A 23,894-nucleotide genomic window follows, 5' to 3' on the forward strand; every position below is an offset into this window, starting at 1 on the left:
AGCTTAACTCCCCGTGCCCTGATATCGATTTAGTCCCGCGCTCCAAACCCGATAAGCGATGAAGAACAGGAGCAGGCCGATGATTGGTGTGGCGTAAGGCAGCCACGATGCGAACAGCGCTCCTCCTTCTTTGTCGAGAATCAGATGGGACGGATAAAAATTGACGAAACCGTAAGGAATGATAAAGGTCAATATGACGCGCAAAAACTTGCTATAAATAGAAATGGGATAATCCGCAAAGCCTCGAATGCCAAAAATAACGATGTTCATCACGGATCGCGCACGAACAATCCAAAAGCACATGGAACCAGTGATGACGATAAACGAGGCTTGAACAAGCACCGCCCCTAGCAGCATAAACACAAAGCTCACTAGAGAGCCGAAGCCCGGATGAATATCCAGACGGTTAAAGCAGAATGTCAGCATAATGACTGCGATCACGATATCACCCAGAAAGAAATGCCCGAAGCTGCGAATAATCATGTGGATGAAAGGATTAATTGGCTTGACGAGCAGGCTGTCGAAGGAGCCTTTATGGACATCTTCTTCGACAGCATCCATTTGAAAAAAGAAGAAGACTGCCGCCACTGCATAAGTTAACATATTAAGCGTATAAAGAAGCATGACCTCATACATATTCCAGCCATTAATCGTCTGAAACCGGCTCATTAACGCCCAAATGACCGTATAGCTGACGATATGAGTGAGCGCAAAACCAACAAAATCCATATAAAAGCCAAAGCCGTGCTCGGTTTTGCTCTTGAAATAAATCGGAATAAAGCGCGCATAAAGCTTTAAGTATCTCATCTTAGCCTCCCTGAACGACAAGCCGGGTAACGGCTCTCGACCACATCCATTTTTGCAATAGCAGAAAACCGGCCATCCAGGCTAACTGCTGAATAAAGATGGCAAGCAGCTCCTGCCAGCCTGTCACTTTTCCCAAGTAGACGGAGATCGGCTCGTAATAAATGAGGCGAAAGGGCAGAAAGTACGAGACCTTTACCAGCGAATCCGAGAAAAACCAAATTGGAATAAAAGCTCCGGAAAAAAGCCGGATTAGCCCGTTCAGTACGGTATTGACCTGCCAGACGAGAATGTACCAGAAGGCGATTAACCCAATCGTATACGTAATCAGAAAGTTAAGAATCAAGCCATTGATGACAAGAATAAGGAAGGCCAAGCCGTTTGCCGGCGAGGGCAGCTGTACGTGGAAGAATAATAGGCTGACGATGATTAACGGAATTAATTCAAATAGCATGCGGTACAAGTTCGTGCCGAAAGCCTGACAGAAAATGACGGATCGGAAGCTCATAGGTTTAATGAGATCCATTGCAATCTCACCCGAGGACACCTTTGAGCTCACTCTGAAGATAACGTCATTCGTAGCGAATACCGAAATAACCGAGCTGATCACGACATACGTAATCATTTCTTGAATGGTAACCGCGCCCGCCTTCGAGGCTAATTGGCCCGAATCGCCAAACAAAGCGTACCAGATGTAAACTTGCACGAATATTCTAAACAGTTGTCCGAACAGGAAGAGCAGCACCTCGGCCCGGAAAGCAAGCAGCGATCGGAATGCGTTCAGTGTCATCTCCCGATAAAGCGCGACTCTCATACGATCACTTCCTGCCGCTGGCGCTCATCCTGACTAAAGCCGGCATACAGATTGCGAATAATCTCTTCGATCTCAGTTTCCTTGACCTTAAAATCCCGAACGGAGTAACGATCCATAATCCACTTGATAACCGCAGAGGAGTTAATATTTTTCTTATCGTAGACGAGCTGGCTTCGGGCGTCATCCGTTCGGCTGAATGAAATTCCCATACGGAGAAGCGCATCGTCCATCATAAAAGCCTCCTCCGTATCCAGCTCCATCGTCTCCATGTTGCCGTAATCGTTCTTCAGCGTATTCAGATTGCCGTCATACATAAGCCGGCCATGGTCGACAACCATTACGCGGCTGCATAGCTTCTCGATATCGGACATGTCATGCGTCGTCAATATGACCGTCGTTCCTCTTTCCCGATTGATCTCGCGAATGAATTCACGGATTCTCTCTTTCACGACAACATCGAGCCCTATCGTCGGTTCGTCGAGATATACAATCTCCGGATCATGCAGCAGCGCTGCGCACAGGTCTGCACGCATCCGCTGGCCGAGGCTAAGTGAACGTACGGCAACATGTTTAAATTCGTCTAGTCCAAGAATATCCCCAAACAGCGCCATATTTTGTTGATAACGATCCTCCGGTATTTCGTACATATATTTCGTTAGCCGAAGCGATTCAATCACTGGCGTATCCCACCAAAGCTGGCTTTTCTGGCCGAACACGGCGCCGATCTTCCGCGCATTCTCGATCCGGTTCTCGAAAGGAACGAGTCCATTCACGCGCACGTCGCCACTGGTTGGCACGAGGATGCCTACCATCATTTTGATCGTTGTCGATTTCCCCGCACCATTGGGCCCGATATAGCCAACAATCTCGCCTTGATCAATCATAAACGAAATATCCTCAACCGCCACCTTCTGCTCGTATTCCCGGTACACGAGACTTTTCATCAACGGCCAGAACCCGTCCTTTCGCTTTTGCCTTTTAAATTCCTTACGCAGATTTTCCACATGAATCAGCGACATCGATGCCCCTCCCTTCTACCGAATTTTATTATTATAAAAGATGGAAAAAGTTACAGATATATGGCGATCTAGTCTTTTGCAGTGTTCCTTTGGCTAACTGTCTGCTTTGACATGTGGAGCTCCGCTGCTCAGCAGAAAAAATAAGAAGGGCTGCGACAGGTCTCTCACTTGCACCCTGTTGCAGCCCTCAAATTAGCTGAAGATGAAATTTCCCCGATAGCAGCCTTATCCTTTTTTACATTTCCAAGACTGTTTCCCGCACCGCTTTCTATTCTCTTTGACGCCAACCTCCACAGCCGTTATCGAAGAGAGTTTAATATACGTAATGACGCCTCTTACATTAAGAATGACGCTGCCGTCTGAAATGCCCAAATAGATGCCTACATGCGACGTTCCATCAAAATGAATCCGAATATTGGGCGTTCCTACGCCAATTCGAAGAAGAATAGTTAAGATGCTGCTGCTTTTCCCACTACTTTTGTTGCAGCAGCTTTTATTCCCACCATTCTGATGGCCATCGCTTTTATTGCCTTGGCTTCGGTTCTTTGAGCTTTTGTTGCCTGAACTTTGGTCTCCTCCACCCTTGCTGCCATGGCTATGGTTCTTTGAGCCCTTACTGCCTGAGCTTCGGTCTCCTCCGCATTTGTTTCCCCCTTTTCCCGACATTCCTATCATCTCCTTCATATTAATAGAATCACTGCTATCATATGGAGATTAATAGATTTTGGTGTGTATATTTAGGTTACAGCTGCGATTCGAGGCTTTTAAACATATAATCCGCTATTTTTGCGTAGTCGTGGGTAGGGTGTGGCTGACCGATCTGTAACGTTGCCCACATGGCATTCCAGAATTGGACGACGAAGATCATATTATCCAGCGCGGAGAGCAGGGCTTTCCCTTCTGCCTCACCAAAATAACTGGAAAGCAGCCGTTCTTTCTCGTTTGGTGTAAACGAGCAGCCCATGCACGCGAGATCAAACAGAATATCGCCCATACCCGCATACTCCCAATCCAGCAGCCTAATGGAACCGTCATATAGGAAGTTATTGGCGAAAGGATCGTTATGGCAAAACCCTCGAAAACGGGCCGCCTCCAGCGCCCGGCTGTGCTGGATGTTCAGCAGCTTATTCACGAGGCTATCCAATGTTGAAGGCAATGAAAGCTGTCTCGCTCTCGCCAATTGAATGCGATCCTCAATGTCTCGGTATGGAGAAAATTCATAGGCAATGGATGGCATCTGATGAATTCTTTTGAACAAGTCCACGATTCCGTCAATTTGCTCCATTAAATCTTCGTCTCGAAATGCCCTTCCTTGAACAAAGCGGGTAATCATATGCCCATTCTCAGGGTCAAGAAACAATAGCTCGGGTGCTATCGAGTGGCCATCCAGCACTTGCAAAGCTGCTGCTTCGGCATGTCGATTGATACCTAGCTCATGTGATTTGGCACCGCCAATCCGTACCACTACCTTTTCCCCGCCATTGAATACGATAAAATTCCGATTGGTCAGCCCGCTATCTTGGAATTCAATCGACACCTCTTCAGAATGCCAACCCAACTCCTTCTTAATCAGTTGATGCACGAGCCTCATGCTCTCAGCCTCAACTCTAGCGCTCTCATCATTGGCCACAACGACACCTCTTCTTCAATTAAGAGTTCGTGGATAAAATAAATACGATTTCGCTTTCATTGTAATTTTTATCCTGAAATGTTGTCAATCAACTTCATATACTTGGTTAATACCAGCAAAAATAAAAAACGCCTTAATCATCCCGTGAAGAATGATCAGGCGTTCATTGCAAGCCGCGGCTTGGCATTTTCATTTGGCACACGGCATTAATTCAAATCAAGCTTAGACACGGCTTGCTTCATCTGATACAGAGCTTGCTCAAGCACGGCTCGCGGAAAGCCAATGCTCATACGAAGAAAACCTTCGCCGTTGCCGCAGGAAGCTCCGTCTCTAAACGCGATTTTTGCTTCGCGCAAGAAATACGGGGCAAGCTGCTCGGGCGGAAGCCCAAGCTTGCGGGCATCCAGCCATAATAAATAGGTCGCTTCCGGCTGAATGAGCTCCAGCTGAGGAATATGTTCCCGTAAGAATTCCCCTACCAACTTCGCATTTTCTTCAATGTACGGGACAAGCTGATCAACGTAATACCCCCCATGCCGATAGGCAGCCTCCAAGGCCACCATGCCAAATACCGGTCGGTCGATGGCTTTGTTGTTGATTAAGGCAACGCGGAACGCTTCGCGCCAGCGCTCATTCGGAATAATCGCTGCGGACGAACGCATGCCAGCTAGGTTGAAGGTTTTGCTCGGATTAACCGTTACCATGCAATGCTGGGCTATTTCTTCCGAAATGGCAGGCAAAGGAATGTGAGTGAACGCCTCGTAGACAATATCGGCATGTACCTCATCGGAGACGACAAACACATGATGACGCAAGCATAGCTCGGCCATCCGCGTCAGCTCTTCCTTCGTCCAGCAGCGCCCAACAGGATTATGCGGATTGCACAGCAGCATCAGCTTGGTGCGCGGGTTGCTGAGCTGTCGCTCCAAATCCTCAAAGTCTATCTCATAGCGGCCATTGCGCAGGACAAGCTTATTTTCCGCTTTCATACGTCCGCTATTGTCAATTAAGCTGTGAAATGCATGATAAACCGGCGTTTGAATTAACACTCGGTCTCCTGGCTGAGTAAATGCCTGCACCGCAAATACAAGCGAAGAACCAACTGAAGGTGAATATTGAACCCATTCCGGCTCAATGGGCAACTCGAAGCGGCTAGCCATCCAGTGCTGGACAGCAAGCCCCAATTCAGCGCTCTCTGCAACATAACCAAACATCCCTTGATTTACCCGACTAGCGAGCGCATCCATAATGGGCTGTGCGGTTTGAAAATCTGTCTCTGCCAAATGCATTGGCAATACATCTTCCGGATACAGGCTATACATTTGCGAATCGGTATGACGCCGATCGTACTGTACGCTAAAGTTATGGGTGAGAGCCATCATTTGCCTCTTTCTATGCTGTCAGTTTTCGGAAAATACCATGCCCAGAAATTTCTTCGTCCGCTCCTGCTGTGGATGTTCAAAAAAGCTTTGCGGATCGCCTTCTTCAATAATCGAGCCTTCCGCCATAAAGATAATTCGGTCCGCGATTTCTCTAGCGAAGGACATTTCATGGGTGACGATCAGCATCGTTGTATCGGTATTGACGATAGAGCGGATGACCTGCAGCACTTCGCCTACCAGCTCGGGATCAAGCGCCGAGGTTGGCTCATCGAGGAGAATCACCGAAGGATTAACTGCAAGAGCACGTGCAATCGCTACCCGCTGCTGCTGCCCGCCGGAGAGCATTGCCGGATAGCTGTCTGCTTTGCTCGCGAGCCCCACCTGCTCCAGCAGCCGAAGGCCGAGCTTCTCGGCATCGGGCTTAGTCATCTTCTTCGTGACAACGAGCGATTCAATGACGTTTTGCAGCGCTGTTTTATTTTTGAATAAATTGTAATGCTGGAAAACCATCGCCGATTTTTGCCTTAACGCGTAAGCGTCGGATTTTTTCAGCTTACTCGTGTCCACCTCTAGGCCGTCGATTTCAATATGCCCGGCGTCCGGCACCTCCAGCAGGTTGAGACAGCGCAGCAGCGTGGACTTGCCTGAACCGGAAGGGCCGATAATCGCAACAACCTCACGGCGCTTCACTTCTAAGTTAATGTGCTTAAGCACCTCGTTATCCCCGAAATGCTTCTTTAACCCGCTCACCTTTAGCATATCAGAACTCCTATCGATAAGGCTTGCTCATCACCTTTTCCAATTTTCCCTGCAGCATGCTCAGCACAATGGTTACTGCCCAATAAATCAGCGCAACGGCGATATAGCTCTCCAAAAAGCGGAAGGAGTTGCTAGCCAAAATTTTCGTTTGCGCGAAAATATCGGTGACGCCAACCGTAAAGGCCAGCGAGGACTCCTTGACCAGCATAATTAAATAATTTCCAAGACTCGGAACGGCGATCCGCAATGCCTGCGGCAGCACGACCCGGCGAAAGCCTTGCCATTTGGTCATGCCGACGGACAAGCAGGCTTCCATTTGTCCGCTATCCACCGCATTAAGCGCGCCACGGAATTCTTCCGCCAAATAAGCGGCATTCTTAAAGCTAAGGGCTACAATCGTCGCCGTAATTGCATCAATAAACGTGAATTCGGGGAAAACCTGCGGTATCCCTACGTAAAAAATAAACAGCGTAACCAATGTCGGCACCGAGCGGAAGAAGGAAATGTACACCTTTGCCAGCGGCGACAAAATAAAAATTTTATTATTGATGATAAGTGCCAGCACAATACCCATCAGGCAAGCCAGCAGCATGGAGCCTACTGCGAGCATGAGTGTCATCGGCAAATACTTCAGCAGCCGCGGTATCGCTTCGAATATAAACGCGGTATCGAAATTCATCAGATTAGTCAGCCTTGCTAATATCTTGTTTCAAATGCTCATTAGACAGCTTAGTCAGCGTGCCGTCCTCTGCAAGGGCTTGCAACGCTTCGTTGAAGGAATCACGCAGCTTTTGGCCATCTTCCGTATTCGGGAATGGGAAGGCTTCTTCATAAGTATACACAGGGTCCCCTGCTTTCTTCAAAGCAAGACCTGAGTTATCGATAAGCAGTTGTGCGCCCGCACGGTCCATAATATAAGCGTCGAGCCGTTTCAGAGCTACATCGTTTAAAATAACGCTTGGGTCTTCGTAAGTCGTAATGTTCAGCTCGTTGTTCGGATCGTTTGCCCGCAAATAAGCTTCTTTGCTTGTCCCTACGTCAACGCCGATTTTTTTGCCTTTCAAATCCGCCAGCGATTGGATGGAATCATCATCAGCACGAACGATAAGCTGTGCCCCTGAGTAAATATAGGTTTGGGAGAAAATATATTTCTCTTTACGCTTTTCATTCGCTTCAACCTGATTGGCAATCGTGTCGATTTTGCTCGCATCCAGCATTCCGAACATGCCAGCCATATCAGCGGTCGTCCAGTTTACTTTCGTGTAACCCAAATGCTTAGCTACAGCTTCCGCTACGGCAATATCATAGCCTTCCAGCTTGTCTCCATCTTTCTTGGAGAAACCGATGCTCACGCCGTAGGTAGCTAGGTTGAGCTCTTTACTCTCTGTAGCGCTACCCGTGCCAGTACCTTCAGAATCATTTGCTTTTGTACCGCATGCTCCTAGCACCAACGTCATTGCAAGCATTAACAAGACCACACTTTTTTTGCCAAACATGTTGAACAGCCTCCTTTTAGTAGATCGATCTAATTTTTCGCGAAACGTAGGCGGTTTGCCTTAAGAGCCAGCAGTCCGTACACGCTTGTTTCTATCGGAAAATAAGCATTGTTCATTTCCCATTAGTTTAGTTGGAATTATAGCAAGTTGAAATTTGAATGTCAATGACCGTTTTTAGGAATAAGGAAGGGGTGCATCGATTAATGCACGCCCATAAAATGAGTCGAAGATTCACGGATAACAAGCTTTGGCGGTAAAATGATTCTTGCAGCCTCCAGCGGAGCCCGCTCAGAAGCTTCAGGACTAATGCGCTCATGCAGTAGATTCGCAGCTTCAATTCCCCACTGTCCGGAGCCAACGGCGATAGTTGTCAGGCCAGGATTCGCAGTGGCTGCTTCTTTAATATCATCGAAGCCAACGAGAGCCAGATCCTTGCCGGCGACAAGGCGATTTTCCCTCAGGCCGACAATAACGCCAAGCGCGACAATATCATTATGACAAATCGCCGCCGTAGGCAGCTTGCCCTGCTGAACCAGCTCGCTAATAATGATACTTCCGCTTTCACGAGTAGGCGGCCCGGGAATCACTTGCTGGTAATCAGCAGGAATACGGGATATTTCCAGCCCTTCGTGGTAACCCGCAAGACGCTCATTATACGCGGAGGTATGCGGCGTGCCGCCAAGCAAAGCGATGCGCTTATGACCTTGGTCGGCCAAATGCCTTACGGCCATCTGCGTGCCCCATTTAAAATCAGTGCCAATATAATCAACTTGTACGCCAGAAATTTCACGTCCAATAAGAACGCAAGGAACGTTCAAATGCTTGAGCCGCGCAAACACAGCAGGATTAGTGCCTGCCACCGGAGCCATTATAATGCCGCAAACATGATGCTCCAACATTGTCTCCAATACGCGTTCCTGCTTGGTTTCCGATTCAAAGGTCATCCCAAGCAGCGTGGTGTAACCCAGCTCGTCCAGCCGATCCTGCAAATTGGCAAGCAGCTCGGAGAAGAAGGGATTTCCGATATCCGTTATAATAATGCCCACGGTGGAAGAACGTCTGGAGCGAAAGCTGGCAGCCACACGGTCATAGACATAACCTAGCTTATTCATCGACGCATGGACCTTCTGTTTGGTTTGCTCCGTAATCGATGAGCTGCCCCTGACAACAAGCGATGCCGTAGCCCGGGATACACCTGCATCCTTCGCGACATCCTGAAGCGTTACGCGTTTTTCTTTTTTGTCGCTCACAATCAGTCACACCTCTTTCGTTAAAAAAAATTATAGTACATAACAGCAGCATATGGAAAGAGCTGAGATTCCGCTTCCTGCTGTTGACAGGCGGAATACCGTTTTCTATAATCAATGGAAAGATTAGATCGATCTAATAAGGCAACTTCTATGTTAGTGGACATCCATTTCTATTCGTATAAAAGGTGGTAATATTCGTGTCAAACAATCCGGGAATTGAATTTCGCAAGGAAGGCCGCATCGGGATTATCCGTTTCAACAATCCTCCGCTGAATCTGGGAACAAATAACGGGCTTGCGCTGCTTGAACAGATTTTAGCCGATATCGAGTCGGATAGCGAGCTTCGTGCCGTAGTGCTGACCCATAATGGCAAAGTTTTTTCAGCGGGCTCTGACATGAATGAAATTCAGAAGCATCTGGAGAAGAACACGTATGTCAGCGAAAAAATGGAGAGCGAGGTTCGGCTGCGTACCCGCTTGTCCCTCCTTCCCATTCCGACAATTGCCGCGCTAGACGGCTCTGCATACGGCGGCGGCTTTGACTGGGCGCTCAGCTGTGACATGCGGGTTGCAGCTCCTCATGTTGTGCTTTCCTTGCCGGAGGTAAACATCGGCTCCTTCCCGGGAAGCGGCAGTGCTTACCGAATGACCCGTCTAATCGGATCGGGAAGAGCGATGCAATTTATGCTGTTTGCCAAGCAGATGAGTGCGCAAGAGGCGCTGAGCTTGGGCGTGGTGAACGAAATCGCCAATGAAGGGACAGCTTATGAGCTCGCCTATCGATGGGCAGAGGAGATTGCCGCCAAATCCGGTTCAGCCGTACGTGCTGTGAAGGAAGCGCTCAGCCGCATTTTTATGACGGAGCAGAGATGGCTTGATCTAACGCAGCTCGAAATTTCACAAAAGGTTGCGGATAGCGCCGACTTCCGTGAAGGCATGCAGGCCTTTTTCGAGAAACGCCCGCCTATTTTTGAAGGCGATGCCGCCCCTGACTCGAAGTAAGCGTGATATAACCATTAAAAAACAGCACAGACGAAAGCAATTGAAGAAGGAGAATCGTTCATCGTGCATACATCATTGAAAAAAAGAACGGGCCCCGTTCCCGTTTTGTCCGCGGAGGACGCTGTTCGCCTCATACCAAACGGTGCCACCGTCGCATTTAGCGGTGCCGGAGGCGGTATTGTTGAGGCGACAGCCGTTATCGAAGCACTGGCTGCGCGTTACCACAAGGAGCAGCAGCCGAGCGGCCTTACTTATCTCCATACCACAGGCCTCGGAGACCGTGCTGATCGGGGCATGAGTCCGATTGCTATTCCTGGCCTATGCGTCAAAGCCATAGGCGGACATTGGGGGCAATCGCCGCGTATGTCCGAGCTTGCCGAGACAGAACAGATTGAAGCTTATTGCTTCCCGCAAGGCGTCATTACGCAGCTTTTTCGTTCGACTGCGGCCGGACATCCCGGTATTTTGAGCCATGTGGGATTAGGCTCGTTCATCGACCCGCGCCAGCAAGGCGGCAAGTTAAATAAGCGCACGACAAAAGATCTTGTACGTCTGATGGAGATCGATGGAAAGGACTGGCTGTTCTACCCATCCATTAAACCGGATGTTGCGATTATTAGAGGAACAACCGCAGATACGGACGGCTATATTACGATGGAGGATGAACCAACCTTCCTAGATGTGCTTAGCATTGCCCAAGCTACAAAAAACAGCGGCGGCATCGTCATCGTTCAGGTGCAGCGCATGGTTCAGGCCCGCTCCCAGCATCCGAAGACGATTAAAATTCCAGGCTTCCTCGTTGATGCTGTCGTTGTCGTTCCTGAGCAGATGCAGACTTACCAGACTCAAAGCAACCGTTATATGAGCGGGGATTTGCTTGCTGTTCAGGATGGCATCGAACCCTTGCAGTTGACCGAGCGCAAGATTATAGCGAGGCGCGCACTGATGGAGGCATTCCCTGGCGCGGTAGCGAACCTCGGCGTTGGCATTTCCGATGGCGTTGGTTATGTAGCAGCCGAAGAAGGGGTCGGCGAAGCGCTGACGTTTACGGTTGAGCTCGGACCTATTGGCGGAACGCCGGCCAAAGGCATTATTTTCGGAGCGACGATTAGTCCAAGAGCGGTACTCGATCAGCCGTACCAGTTCGATTTCTACGATGGAGGCGGACTTGATGTCAGCTTCCTCAGCTTTGCGGAGATAGACCAGGCAGGAAACGTAAACGTCCACAAATTCAATGGAAAAATCATGGGTGTTGGCGGCTTTATCGACATTGCCCAAAATTCCAAAAAGGTCGTGTTCAGCGGAACCTTTACTGCTGGAGGCCTGGGCATTGAAATTAACGACGGCAAGGTACACATTGCTAAAGAAGGCCGCTTCCGCAAAATCGTCCCCGCACTAGCGGATATCTCTTTCAACGGTGTTGAGGCAGCACTGAGCGGCAAAGAAGTAATTTTCATTACCGAGCGAGCTGTATTCCAGCTTATAGCCCAAGGCCTGATGCTTGTCGAGATTGCGCCGGGCATCGATCTGCAGCATGATATTCTAGATTTGCTAGCCTTTGAGCCGATGATCTCTCCAGAGCTTAAGCTAATGGATGCAAGATTGTTTCAAGCGGAACCTATGGGGCTTAAGCAGGAATGGAATTTTGCATAAATAAGATACGACTTAATCAAATACACAGCTACATGCAAAAGAGACTGCTCAAAAGTAATTCACCTTTGAACAGTCTCTTTTTGTGTTTGGCTAATTGGTTTACTTATTAAGGAATATTTATAATTACACCCGAACTTAGGGTCTGGCTTGCTGGTGCAATATAATTCCCTGCATCTTTGCCTGTAAGGGTATAAACAATAGTTACTCGTTTATTGGTACCTATTTCTGCGTTCTCATACGTGGCTAGCGCGTGTACAAAGACTTCATCGCCACTAATAAGGCCAGTTATTTCGCCCGGCACTAAGTTTGCTGTTGTATTTCCATCGTAAACCTTGAGCGGGAGTACAGGCGGTAAAATTGATAATTGTCTTGCTGTTATTATGCCTGAATTCATGATGTAATCGCCTGGGCCTGTATAGTTAATAGAATCTACACCTAATATGGTATATGACACGGTCAATTCCTTGTTTGTTCCTACATTTTTATCTTCATAAGCGCCCGCTGCAAATACTGTTGCATCATCCCCAGGACAAATCCCATCTCCTGGGCAAGCCCCAACTCTAGAACCTGCAAATGCAGCTGCAGTTGTAGTTCCATCATATACTTTGGAATTAGCGATTAAATCGAGCACAATACCCATGTCTGCATTATATTGTACAAAAACAATATAGTTTGTGTTGTCTATAGGAGCAATGTAATTGGCACGATCCGCTCCTGTTAGGGTGTAAATCACAGTTAATGGTCTGACTTTCACCGCGGCTGCCGTATCGTAAACCGCTTCTACGCTTACCGTCACTTCATCGCCCGTAACTGCCCCAGCCAATGCACCTGCAGTTACTACTACTTCGGAATTATGATCTAGAGATTCTATGAGTGACAGTAATGGATCTTCAATTGTTAACTGTGCAGGAGAAATGACTCCTGTAGTTATCGCGTAGTTTACTGGTGCAATATAATTGCCTGCATTTGCTCCACTTATTGTATGAACTACTGTTATCGCTTTGTCTGTTCCTACAGATGCGTCATTGTAAGTGGCTACTGCTGATACGGTTACGGCTTCACCAGTAACAACCCCAACTAATGAACTTCCTATCACAACTGCAGAATTCGTTCCATCATATATTTTTTCTACTACCAGTGATTGTGAATTACCAATTGTTAACTGCATGGGTGTAATAACTCCAGTAGTTATCGTGTAGTTTACTGGTGCAATATAGTTGCCTGCATTTGCTCCACCCAATGTATAAACCACCATAATGGTTTTGTCTGTCCCTATTGCTGCGTCATTGTAAGTGGCTACCGCAGTTACGGTTACTATATCATCCCCAACAACACCGCTCAATGAGCTCGCTGTTACTGACGCTGATGTCGTTCCATCGTACATTTTATCCGTTTGCAGCGATGCTGGATTTGCAATCGTCAGCTGCTTCCTATTAATTACGATCTCATTTGAAGCTGTAGAAACATTATTAGAAGAATCCACTGCATACACAACATAGTTGTCTACAGTTAAATCTGCTGTCGTGATTGTTGAACTTGCGGCTGCTTCCACAGTTACTCTTATTCCTACCGATGAATCAATGGCTTGGTTTAAGTCTGTGAGAGTTGCGGCAGTTGTTGCTGGAACAAGATATATATATCCACTCTCATTACTTGTAGCAAATACGTCATCTCCAATAGTGATTTGGCCAGTCGTTACACTTGATAGAACCGGAGCGGTTGTATCGCTTGGTGCTGTTGGAGTAGGAGTCGCTGTTGGTTCAACTGTCGGCTCCGTTGTTGGCGTACTTGTCGGTGTATTGGTTGGTGCCGTTGTTGGTGCTGTTGTTGGCGCCTTAGTTGGTGCTGTTGTGGGAGTAGGCGTAGGTGAACCTTCTTCCAAGGCTTCTTTGACTGTAACTGAGCGGTATAATACGACTACGGCTTCAGCACGTGTAAGAGGTTGATTAGGTTTGAAGTTAGCGCCACTGGCATAGCCTTGTAAAATACCGTTTGCTACTGCAGCATCAACCGCTGCCTTTGCCCATGAGGCAATCGAGCTTGAATCTGTAAAGCTAGCTGCCGCGCTATCTGTATTTGTCAGATTTAGAAGACGATCTACGATAACTGCAGCTTCCTGTCTGCTAATTGGTTTATTTGCGCCGAAGGTTCCGTTCGCGTAGCCCTTAATGTAGCCAGCTTTTATAGCTTTGGAAACCTCGGTATAGATCCAACTAGATGAAGCAACATCGCTGAAGGAAACGTCTGCTGTTTCAGTAAAACCATAGGAGCGATTAATCAATGCAATGAATTCTACTCTTGTAATCGTGTTGTTCGGCTTAAAGCTGCCGTCCTCATAACCTGTAACATAACCTTTGTCTATCCAATCAGATACCTGGCTTTCTGCCCATGTTCCCTCGATATCAGATTTAAAAGATTCTGCAGCACCAAAAGCTACATTAAACGTTGAAAACAGCAAAACTGTAATCAATAGAGTGGTTACAAGCTTTTTAGCATTGCTCATTGATCGTATTCCTCCTATTTGTATTGCAAATTATGACTTGTTACACCTTATCACAATAATCGACATTTTTATACAATTTTTAATAATTCCAACCATTGGACATCTGCTGCTAGAACAAGTTGAAGGTAGGGTCCCTATATCCGCACTTAGCGACACCATACGTTCTAAATATCATATATACTATCTTTCCCTTTTGTAACTCTAAATGCAAATAAAATAAGACCGAATACCGTTCGTGAGAAGAGGGTTTCCGGCCTGTTCATATCGATACATCTCGACATTATTTTTTTAAAAAAACCACGACTTCCCCTTCATCTTCCAATCGCTTTTTAGTTTCATCAACCGTTATTTGGCCAAGCTGCTCCATACGTTCAAATGCCTCATCCAACGATAGACTTCCTGATAGCACTTGATCAAACAAAGATTGCCCAATTTCTTTAAAATTATTAATTATTTCAAAATGAACTTTTTCATATGGGTTATTGGATAATATGGAAGGTTTCAGTGAATATAATGGTGAAAGATCGTGATCTCCAATAGGCTCCAACAAGTCTAACTTACTAGGTACCCCATAATTCATAATCTGGTTCTTATTCTTTTTGTAATATCCTAAATCACTTGTTATAAATTCAATAAAGGACCATGCTTCCTCTTGGTTTACGGAAGAATTTGAAATCCCATATATCTCATTCAACTGATAATAATCCGAGAACTCTGGATTTAAGGGATCGACTGGAACTGTTACCATTCCCCAATCAATTTCTTCCAGTTGGTATTGTTTATGAATCTTTTCAAAGTTATAGGCGGTCGTCTGACTAGAGAGTTCCATCGCTGCCTGTCCAGTAAAAATTGGTGAGTGAACGAATTTCTCTGAGTTTTCATCTATATCCGAATATATCTTACCACCTCTGAAGGCATTAATAATATATTCCCCAATCTCTTTCCATTTGGCTGTATTTATATTTATCTTTAGCGTAGTTGGATCAAGGAATGATAACCCCTCAGTTTGGCCAACTCTCAAGAAAGTTGCAAATGAGATAAACTCATAATAATTCGATTTAAATCCGTATAATTTATTACCATTCTCATCACTATTTGGAAATAACTGAGCCAGATTTAATATTTCACCCCATTTCATTTGATTAGACGGATAAGGAAGAGAATAATGATCAAAAATTTTCTTGTTATAATAGATCACATAATTGCTAAATGCAGGTGACAATCCATACAACCCGCTATCCTCTTCCCAACGAAGCATGGAAGTAGATATATCACTGAGCTGCATCTGTTCTCTTTTTGATTTCGTAAAATATTGATTGAGATTCAGCAGAACCCCTTCACTTATTGCCTCTTGATATTCACGTTTGTTCCTCATAAATACAATGTCCGAAACTTGGTTTTCAGAAACATTCTCCGTTACTTTAATTCTGATGTTTGGGTATTTTGATTCAAAGGCATAGCCTACTCTTTCGAAAAATATACGTTCTGATGGGTAATTTACTGTCAGCGTAATTATTTTCTGCTCATCGACACTCTGACACCCTGAAGTAACAATTGTAATTATGACAATTAAAATTACTATGAATCCCCTGACCATTGTCTCCTCCTAAATGACAGAACAGATATTACTACATCTCATTATCAAAATACAAGCCAAATTTCACACCTTGCACAATGACTTTAATACCGTATACTAATGAGAAAAAGGGCGGGTTACACCCGCCCTGAATTTTACCAAGATGAACTAGAATATATTTGGTCGCTAGACGTTCCATCCGTATAATAAGACCTTGCCGCAGCATTTAAAGTATGACTTTTGGAAGAATCCGACCCCTGTCTTATCCAATCCGCAGTAGGATTTCCTGATTTCACATCATCGGTAATTGTTTTAGTTCCTGTTTTTAGTACAACATTTAAATTTATCTTTTTAAGATCTCCATGAACACTCGTTGCACTTGCTTCAGCAGTTACTGTACTCCCTCCTAGGGATGAAAGGAGGGTATTCAGCGATGCGTTATAATCGATAGCTGCAAAAGCTGGCATAGCAGAAAGACTACTAATTAATGCTACTGTTACAGAAGCTTGCATGATTTTCTTTTTCAATTGTTTGATCTCCCTTAACTGTATGATTTATATGTATAACGGGCGCGCTCCGTTTACAACAGATTTATAATTACTTGGTATTACGTAAAATCTCTTCTGCTTTATCTTGAAGTTCACTCAGAGTTTCAATGACAGTTGAATTGTTTGACAATAATTTCTGAAGACTATTTTCACCCAATTCCAAATATTCAAAAGGCAGCACATCCCTCTTTACTGGGTGCAGTTTGAATACAGCCTCTGCAAATGGATCAGATATAGTACTCTTTCTCGTATTTAAACCAAAATTTCCAAGCATTCCATCAGATGCCAACGTTTTTTCAGATAAAAAAAACTTTAGCCATTCAACAGCAGCTTCTTGATTTGGTGAGGACGAAGAAATGCCATAAAAACCATCTGCATGCATATACTTAGTGACATCCGATTGATTAGAATTAACGGGCATCGTAACAATTCCCCACTCGAAATCTGGTCTCTTCTTCTGAAGCTCAACGTACTGTCTATTTGATATGAGAGCCATTGCTGCCTCCCCCTCCAAAAAGGAGTCCAACAAATATTCATTTGTTAAAATCGTTCGTTTCGCCAAAGGCTCCGTCACCTTTTCCCATATTTCACGCCAAGGATCACTATTAAAGTTAACCATTGGTGGGCTTTTTCGATAAACTTTGTAATCATTCGTATGACCTACATCCCATATTAGTTCAAATCCACTATCTGATGTTATTGTCAAACCCTCGCTTGGAAAACGCGATGCCAAATGAATTAAATCAAACCATTGCATACGATCAACAGGAAAATCAACTTTATATTTCGCAAACAAGTTTTTATTATAAACCACTGCTTTCCCGTCGATTCCTGGTGGCAGCCCATATACTGCACCTTGCCCATACAGCTTCGAAAGTTCTAAGAAAGCCGTATTAAAATTGTCTGATGCAAGTTCGTCGGTAATTATTAAATTATCCAAATTTTTCATGACATCCTGCTCAACAAATTGCTCCAATAGTGGACCTGGAATATAAATAATATCGAATTCATTTTCCTTGCTCCAGGTCTTTACATCTATTCTCCCTTTTATAAGTTCGGAGGTTGGAACAATCGTATATCTTTCGTTCATCATGTCTATATCATTATTAATCAAACTTGAATATCGGTATTTGAAGTTTTCTTCTGAGAAATAACCAATTCGTATATTATCGTGCAGAATCGGTAAATCTTTCGAATTATTCGATGTGCATGCATTTAACATGACTACAATAATTATTAATAGAAAATATAAGTTGATTCGATTAATATTCAAAATAACCACCTCAAGATTTATTTCATATTTTTAAATCTTCTGCTTCTTTCTATCATTTTATTTCCCAATAGCCACAGGTGGAGATATATAACGCACAAAGTCTTTCATCTCTCATACTTTTCAACATTATACTTATAATTATATTTAAAGGTAATAATAACCAAACAAATCCTCTCATGAATCACAAAATTTTAAAACGAAAAACCAATTGGTATTTTCCGAAAGAGCGCATGCGGGACGCAAAAAATGAATATACGTTCTTTGTAAACCACCTAACATGCATTACGAAAGCCTATAGAATCAGTCGCTCGAGAAAAATTAGTTCGGTCATCTCATCTCATCCAGTTATGGAGGCGATATTTGCTATTCAATCCAGAGTGGATGAAATAAGCCGTCACATTCCCCGAATGAAGGGGCAACGGGAAAAGATATGGGGGCGGAAATGACGAAATGACGAGGCCTTCGATGTTCGCAAAGATGCCTCAAGTCCTCTAGACGGATAATAACGTACAGCCTTTGCCTCATTGAATCAGAACGAGACTATTTAGGAATACAGGCGGACTATCTAAAAAATCGGTATTCAAGTCTAGTGAAGATTGGATGAAGCTTGTTCTTATATCAATCGCTAATTCGGCGTTGGCTTCAATGTTCCAAGCACAACGCAAAGAAGTACATCGCCACATGAACGATGTACTCCGGATCACTTATACTATGCCTCTTGAAGCTACTCTTCATTACCTGTCACTACTTGAATCTCGTCATACTTACTCCAACCACTGTTCCATTAATCTACATATCTTTACGCTTTATTGAGGAGGGCCATATACCTCAAAATCATATATTCTTGCCGCAGCGTTTTGGGTTTGTGTAGGCGCCGTAACGTTCAACTTGATATATCGAGCCGGCACATCAGTAATTTTATCTACGGTAATGCTGCTCGTGTTATTGGTTACGTTCACTACCTTACTCCAATTAATGCCATCAACGCTGACCAGAATATGATAAGCCTTCGTGTTGTAAGAGTCAGTCTCTCCGCCTTCCGATGCGTGTTTGATGACAAATTGGTTCACTTGCTTCACGGAGCCGAGATCGATCTGCAGCCATCGGTTACTGGACTTAGAGCACCATTTGCTATCATTGATGACGTTGCCGTCCACGGCTTTAAACGCAGTTTGCGAGGCGGTGCACGTACTGTCAGCCGTCGCAGGTTTACTTAATGCCAAATTGGAGGGGCCAAACACTTGAAACTCGAAGATTCTTGCAGCAAGGTTTGTCGTTTGCGTAGGGGTCGTAACGTTCAGCTTAATATATCTTGCTGATACTGTAGCAATATTGTCTGTTGTCTGGCTTTTCGTATTATTGGTTACTTTGACGACTGTGCTCCAATCCTTGCCATTATTACTAACTTGGATATGATAAGCCTTCGTGTTATATGCGGTCGTCTCTCCGCCTTCTGCTGCATGCTTGATTATAAATTGGTTCACTTGCTTCACGGAGCCAAGATCGATCTGCAGCCAACGGTTGCTGGATAGGGAGCACCATTTGCTATCATTGATTTCGCTGCCGTCCACCGCTTTGGCCGCGGTCTGTGAGGCGTTGCACACACTATCAACCGTCGCGGGTTTGTTCAATGCTAAATTTTGCTGCTCGAATACTGCGAAATCATATATTCTTGCCGTAGAATCCGAAGTTTGCGTAGGGGTCGTGACATTCAACCTGATATATCGGGCCTGCGTATCCGGTATATTATCTACCGTTACGCCACTCGTATTATTATTTACAGTAACTACTGTATTCCAAGTAGTACCATTGCTACTAACTTGGATGTTATAAGCCTTCGTGTTATAAGAAGCAGACTGCCCGCCTTCCGATGCGTGCTTGATGACAAATTGGCTCACTTGCTTCACGGAACCGAGGTCAATCTGCAGCCAACGGTTGCTAGACATGGAGCACCATTTGCTGTCATTAATCACGCTGCCGTCTACGGCTTTGGCCGCATTCTGTGAGGCGATGCAGGCGCTGTCAGCCGACGCCGGTCTATTTAATGCTAAATTCGGTGAACTCACCGTTATCGTATATGTCACCTTGCTCGTTCCTGTTTGCGGGCTGACGATGATCTTCATGCCCGTCTCTAGCGTCGTCGCTTTCGTTATCCCATCTGCATTGTAAATTTCAAACGTTGCATTCGCTGACGGCGTAATCGCTGCCTTAAGCGCAGCTAACTTGATGCTACTCCCAACAGTAATTGTCTCATTCATCGTCCCGCCAGTGCTCACCGTACCGATCGTTGAGGTCAATGTAGCATTTACGCATTGTGCATTTGTGCTCGAGGCCACCCATTTGGCATACAATGTTAGGCTTTTAGTGATTGAATCTGAAGCATTGTATCGTTGCGTCAGCACACTGTCGTAATACCAGCCTTCAAAGTTGAAGCACTCCTTTGTAGGCATACTCTGAAACACCACTTTACCTCCAGAACTCACAAATTGAGGAGGGATTACTGAGCCGCCGTTCGAGTTATAAGTCAGGACCAGTTGGGTGGATATGTTACCATCATCTCCTCCGGCATATGCAGGAACCCCAGCTGCCATTAACGATAGCATAATAGCTACCACCATCAAATAACCTCTTATCTTCCCTGTAATCCTTTTCTTTCCCTGACTAAGTCTTGATCTTCCCATCATTCGTGCCCCACTCTCCTGGACTAAACATGAATACTTGCAATACTTCGAGCATCCCTCATACACAGCCCTTAAAGTTCCATTTGTTCAACAGCGTAGTCGCTTCAACTGGCATGGCATACAGATACAGAGGCTGAAGCGCAAAAGAAGAATACGGACTGCTGCACCATTCATAAGGATATTCATAAAACGGGAAATGATGCTTGGTTATCATAGATTTAGAACCGTTTGTTTAGGCAATGATGGATTGTCATTTGAACTGCGAGAGGTAAAAACAAAGGAGTCAATGAATGGAGTCGTGAACAATTAAACTAGAAAATGATATTTTACGCAAAAAGAGTAACCCTCTCTGAGCAGAGAAGAAATTCGAGTAGGGAAGCACGTATTCAGGCTTTTCGTGCAAGCGGCGAAGAACTGGTCGCCTTACATAATCTGCTTGATCATAACATGAAGCCAAAAAACAAAAAATCCACAACCTTTTTTAATCAACACCTCCCTTTACTAGACACCAGCTAACAAGTGGGATGCAGATTATTTCGGTTGTGGATTCGTATGGTGGAACGTGGCTTTTAGAACAAATTCCAGCTATTATTCAGTTCGAACCAAAATCCAATCCTATATAAAATTTAATAGTTTCAGCATACGCGAGAGAAGTGTAACCATTTCTGCCCGAGTTGCTTCTGCTTGCGGCTTGAAATTACCTTGCTGATCGCCTTTAATGATACCTAAACTAAGCGCTTGATAAATAGAATCCTCCGCCCAAGATGAAATGAATTCCACATCTGCTAAAGCTAACACCCTATTTTCTGTCTGCAAAGAAGGATTAGCATAAGCAATAGCTCGGGTAAGCATAACCGCCAACTCCTCACGCGTCACACGGTTGTTCGGACGGAAAGTCCCGTCACTATATCCCTTGATTAATCCCGCCTGCTCAGCTGCGATAACATCTGCTTCATACCATTTCCCATCCACATCAGAAAAGCTAACTTCAGTGTTATTCAACGGAATCCCTATTGCACGTACAAGTAATGCCGCCGTTTCTGCTCGGGTAAGCATACCATTCGGATCAAAATTCATTTCGCTACGCCCCTGAACGATGAACTTTGCTGCAAGTAACTCTATATCCGACTTTGCCCAATGATTCTGCAAATCTATAAAGCTAACTCGACGATCAATTACGAAAAAGTAGCCGTTTCGCTTACTCTTTACAATTGCTTTGACTTTACCATTCTCTTTTATAAATTGTGCGGGAACAAAGGTGAATGCTTGCTTCTCTTCATCCCAAAGTACGACTGTAGCAAAATCGGAATCTTGGGCATCCAGCTCAATCTTTCTATTAACATAGGCTGAGAAAGCTGATATTTCAGAGCTTCTGCCTTGATCATCTAATCCAGTAACGTTGAACTCAACTGGCCCTGCCCAAACATTTGCGCCAAGACTCTTCTTAACTTCAACAAATTCTGTTGCCTTATCTGATCTGCCTATTTTAATGGTTAGATCATGATTATTCCCTGCAATCGCCATCTCTTGAATGAGTATGGTCATTTCATCTTTTGCTGTAATGAATTGCAGTTTCATGGATGGTGAAATGGCCATTAACTGCGTTAATGTCGCTTTACTAATCATAAACTCTGCGACTTCACTATCTGATTTGATTGCAAAAAGTCCTTTTTTCAAATCATCAAGTTTTAGTTCAACTCGTTGCTTTCCATTAACTGATACAACCTCAATGTAATAGGATACTCCAGAACTAGTGTTACTGTTCGCAATAATGATTAGCGGATAAATGGCTTCATAAGTAGCACCGTCAGCTGTTATCGTCGCTTTAAGCGTTACGCTCTTATGCCCCTCTGAATAGGATGGGCGTTGTACATATCCTGTCGCAACATCTACAAAATGATTATTCGAGGAAATCCATTGAATGCTTCTACCTTCATCATCAGTTGCTGGAAGACCAAGAGGTCCAATAATTGATGAAGCAGTATCGTTAGTAGTATAAATTAATTTCGGAACATCATACACGGTTAGCTTTGCAGTATTGCTCGTAACTTCATAGTTACCTAAACGTTGATTAGGATCAATGATTTCAGCCTCTATCGTATAATTGCCAATTGGACTGCTTTGCTCGGCAAGCGTCACATACTTCGCGGATATGTCGTCGTTGTTCAGCACACCTGTTACAACACCGGTCAGAGTGGGGTTCGCATTGTTCAACCAACGAGATATTGTGTGAGGCGTCACTGTCAACGGTGCTTTCGTAACACTCAGACTACCTACAGTTTTGGTTACTTCGTAATTTCCTAACTTATTATTCGGGTCAACCAGTGTGGCTTCAATCGCATAGTTCCCTACACCACTTGCCTGATCGGCACCCGTTGTGTACGTTGCTGTAATCCCATCTGACGATAAACCACCAGAGACCGTTCCTGTGAATACAGGATTGCTCGTACCATATTCACGAGTCGCATTGTCTGCGGTTACTGCAAGTGACGCTTTCGTAACACTTAGACTGCCTGCAGTTTTCGTTACCTCGTAATTCCCCAACTTGTTATTCGGGTCAACCAGTGCTGTTTCGATCGCATAGCTCCCTACACCACTTGCCTGATCGGCAATCGTTGTGTACGTTGCTGTAATCCCATCTGACGATAAACCACCAGAGACCGTTCCTGTGAATACAGGATTGCTCGTACCATATTCACGAGTCGCATTGTCTGCGGTTACTGCAAGTGACGCTTTCGTAACACTTAGACTGCCTGCAGTTTTCGTTACCTCGTAATTCCCCAACTTGTTATTCGGGTCAACCAGTGCTGTTTCGATCGCATAGCTCCCTACACCACTTGCCTGATCGGCAATCGTTGTGTACGTTGCTGTAATCCCATCTGACGATAAACCACCAGAGACCGTTCCTGTGAATACAGGATTGCTCGTACCATATTCACGAGTCGCATTGTCTGCGGTTACTGCAAGTGACGCTTTCGTAACAGTTAGACTGCCTGCGGTTTTCGTTACCTCATAATTCCCTAGCTTATTATTCGGATCAACCAGTGTGGCTTGAATCGCATAGTTCCCTACATCACTTGTTTGGTCAGCACTCGTTGCGTACGTTGCTGTAATACGATCTGACGACAAGCCGCCTATTACCGTCCCTGTAAATACCGGATTGCTCATTCCGTATTCACGCGTCGCATCATCTGCGGTTACTGCAAGTGACGCTTTTGTAATAGATAGACTGCCTGCGGTTTTCGTTACTTCGTAATTTCCTAGCTTATTATTCGGGTCAACCAGTGTGGCTTCAATTGTATAGTTCCCTACATCACTTGTTTGGTCAGCACTCGTTGCGTACGTTGCTGCAATGCTATCTGACGACAAACCACCCGTTACCGTCCCTGTGAATACAGGATTGCTCGTACCATATTCACGCGTCGCATCGTTTGCAGTTACCTCAAGTGGCGCTTTCGTAACAGATAGACTGCCTGCGGTTTTCGTTACTTCGTAATTTCCTAGC

General features: G+C 45.0%; 18 protein-coding genes. 2 read left to right on the forward strand and 16 right to left on the reverse strand.

The window, feature by feature from the left end:
- Nucleotides 1-3: 3 nt before the first annotated feature.
- The 10 genes from FJQ58_RS08565 to FJQ58_RS08610 all read right to left on the reverse strand — a co-directional run bounded on the left by FJQ58_RS08565 (nucleotide 4) and on the right by FJQ58_RS08610 (nucleotide 9,154).
- A complete protein-coding gene (locus FJQ58_RS08565) occupies nucleotides 4-807 on the reverse strand; it encodes an ABC transporter permease (protein ID WP_139992310.1) in 804 nt (267 codons plus the stop codon).
- A 1-nt stretch (nucleotide 808) separates the two neighbouring features.
- On the reverse strand, nucleotides 809-1,618 hold the full coding sequence (locus FJQ58_RS08570; protein WP_139992312.1) for an ABC transporter permease: 810 nt from the start codon (nucleotides 1,616-1,618) through the stop codon (nucleotides 809-811).
- Nucleotides 1,615-2,637, reverse strand: a complete 1,023-nt coding sequence (locus FJQ58_RS08575; RefSeq protein ID WP_139992314.1) for an ABC transporter ATP-binding protein — start codon at nucleotides 2,635-2,637, stop codon at nucleotides 1,615-1,617. Before FJQ58_RS08575 ends, FJQ58_RS08570 begins: the two co-directional genes overlap by 4 nt.
- 225 nt (nucleotides 2,638-2,862) lie before the next feature.
- Complete coding sequence (locus FJQ58_RS08580) at nucleotides 2,863-3,303, reverse strand: hypothetical protein (RefSeq protein WP_139992316.1); 441 nt, start codon at nucleotides 3,301-3,303, stop codon at nucleotides 2,863-2,865.
- Between the two features lie 76 nt (nucleotides 3,304-3,379).
- A complete protein-coding gene (gene gntI, locus FJQ58_RS08585) occupies nucleotides 3,380-4,267 on the reverse strand; it encodes a guanitoxin biosynthesis pre-guanitoxin N-oxide kinase GntI (RefSeq protein WP_139992318.1) in 888 nt (295 codons plus the stop codon).
- Between the two features lie 206 nt (nucleotides 4,268-4,473).
- Complete coding sequence (locus FJQ58_RS08590) at nucleotides 4,474-5,646, reverse strand: MalY/PatB family protein (RefSeq protein ID WP_238403907.1); 1,173 nt, start codon at nucleotides 5,644-5,646, stop codon at nucleotides 4,474-4,476.
- Nucleotides 5,647-5,667: 21 nt separating this feature from the next.
- Complete coding sequence (locus FJQ58_RS08595; RefSeq protein ID WP_139992322.1) at nucleotides 5,668-6,408, reverse strand: amino acid ABC transporter ATP-binding protein; 741 nt, start codon at nucleotides 6,406-6,408, stop codon at nucleotides 5,668-5,670.
- A 10-nt stretch (nucleotides 6,409-6,418) separates the two neighbouring features.
- Nucleotides 6,419-7,090 (reverse strand): amino acid ABC transporter permease, encoded by a 672-nt coding sequence (locus tag FJQ58_RS08600; RefSeq protein ID WP_420799821.1) that lies wholly within the window; start codon nucleotides 7,088-7,090, stop codon nucleotides 6,419-6,421.
- 1 nt (nucleotide 7,091) lies between these two features.
- The gene (locus FJQ58_RS08605; RefSeq protein ID WP_139992326.1) at nucleotides 7,092-7,904 is read right to left on the reverse strand and encodes a transporter substrate-binding domain-containing protein; all 813 of its coding nucleotides are present in this window, start codon (nucleotides 7,902-7,904) and stop codon (nucleotides 7,092-7,094) included.
- Between the two features lie 200 nt (nucleotides 7,905-8,104).
- Nucleotides 8,105-9,154: a LacI family DNA-binding transcriptional regulator gene (locus FJQ58_RS08610; protein ID WP_139992328.1), complete on the reverse strand. Its 1,050-nt coding sequence runs from the start codon at nucleotides 9,152-9,154 to the stop codon at nucleotides 8,105-8,107.
- Nucleotides 9,155-9,351: 197 nt separating this feature from the next.
- On the opposite strand from FJQ58_RS08610, the gene FJQ58_RS08615 reads away from it, so the two are divergent.
- On the forward strand, nucleotides 9,352-10,155 hold the full coding sequence (locus tag FJQ58_RS08615) for an enoyl-CoA hydratase/isomerase family protein (RefSeq protein WP_162341395.1): 804 nt from the start codon (nucleotides 9,352-9,354) through the stop codon (nucleotides 10,153-10,155).
- A 63-nt stretch (nucleotides 10,156-10,218) separates the two neighbouring features.
- Nucleotides 10,219-11,808, forward strand: a complete 1,590-nt coding sequence (locus tag FJQ58_RS08620) for an acyl CoA:acetate/3-ketoacid CoA transferase (protein WP_238403909.1) — start codon at nucleotides 10,219-10,221, stop codon at nucleotides 11,806-11,808.
- 106 nt (nucleotides 11,809-11,914) lie between these two features.
- On the opposite strand, the gene FJQ58_RS08625 is transcribed toward FJQ58_RS08620, so the two are convergent.
- From FJQ58_RS08625 to FJQ58_RS08650, 6 genes are all read right to left on the reverse strand, one after another.
- Nucleotides 11,915-14,311: a YDG domain-containing protein gene (locus FJQ58_RS08625; RefSeq protein WP_139992332.1), complete on the reverse strand. Its 2,397-nt coding sequence runs from the start codon at nucleotides 14,309-14,311 to the stop codon at nucleotides 11,915-11,917.
- A 280-nt stretch (nucleotides 14,312-14,591) separates the two neighbouring features.
- Complete coding sequence (locus FJQ58_RS08630) at nucleotides 14,592-15,908, reverse strand: ABC transporter substrate-binding protein (protein ID WP_139992334.1); 1,317 nt, start codon at nucleotides 15,906-15,908, stop codon at nucleotides 14,592-14,594.
- Between the two features lie 134 nt (nucleotides 15,909-16,042).
- On the reverse strand, nucleotides 16,043-16,414 hold the full coding sequence (locus FJQ58_RS08635) for a hypothetical protein (RefSeq protein ID WP_139992336.1): 372 nt from the start codon (nucleotides 16,412-16,414) through the stop codon (nucleotides 16,043-16,045).
- Nucleotides 16,415-16,484: 70 nt separating this feature from the next.
- Nucleotides 16,485-17,708, reverse strand: a complete 1,224-nt coding sequence (locus FJQ58_RS08640; RefSeq protein ID WP_139992338.1) for an ABC transporter substrate-binding protein — start codon at nucleotides 17,706-17,708, stop codon at nucleotides 16,485-16,487.
- Nucleotides 17,709-18,514: 806 nt separating this feature from the next.
- Nucleotides 18,515-20,392 (reverse strand): discoidin domain-containing protein, encoded by a 1,878-nt coding sequence (locus tag FJQ58_RS08645; protein WP_139992340.1) that lies wholly within the window; start codon nucleotides 20,390-20,392, stop codon nucleotides 18,515-18,517.
- A 612-nt stretch (nucleotides 20,393-21,004) separates the two neighbouring features.
- Nucleotides 21,005-23,894, reverse strand: a 2,890-nt coding sequence (locus FJQ58_RS08650; RefSeq protein WP_202915235.1) for an MBG domain-containing protein, incomplete at its 5' end; no start/stop codon positions are given.

Origin of the sequence: Paenibacillus paridis, from assembly GCF_006345825.1 — a bacterium.
In the GTDB taxonomy this organism is placed as follows: Bacteria; Bacillota; Bacilli; order Paenibacillales; family Paenibacillaceae; genus Pristimantibacillus; species Pristimantibacillus paridis.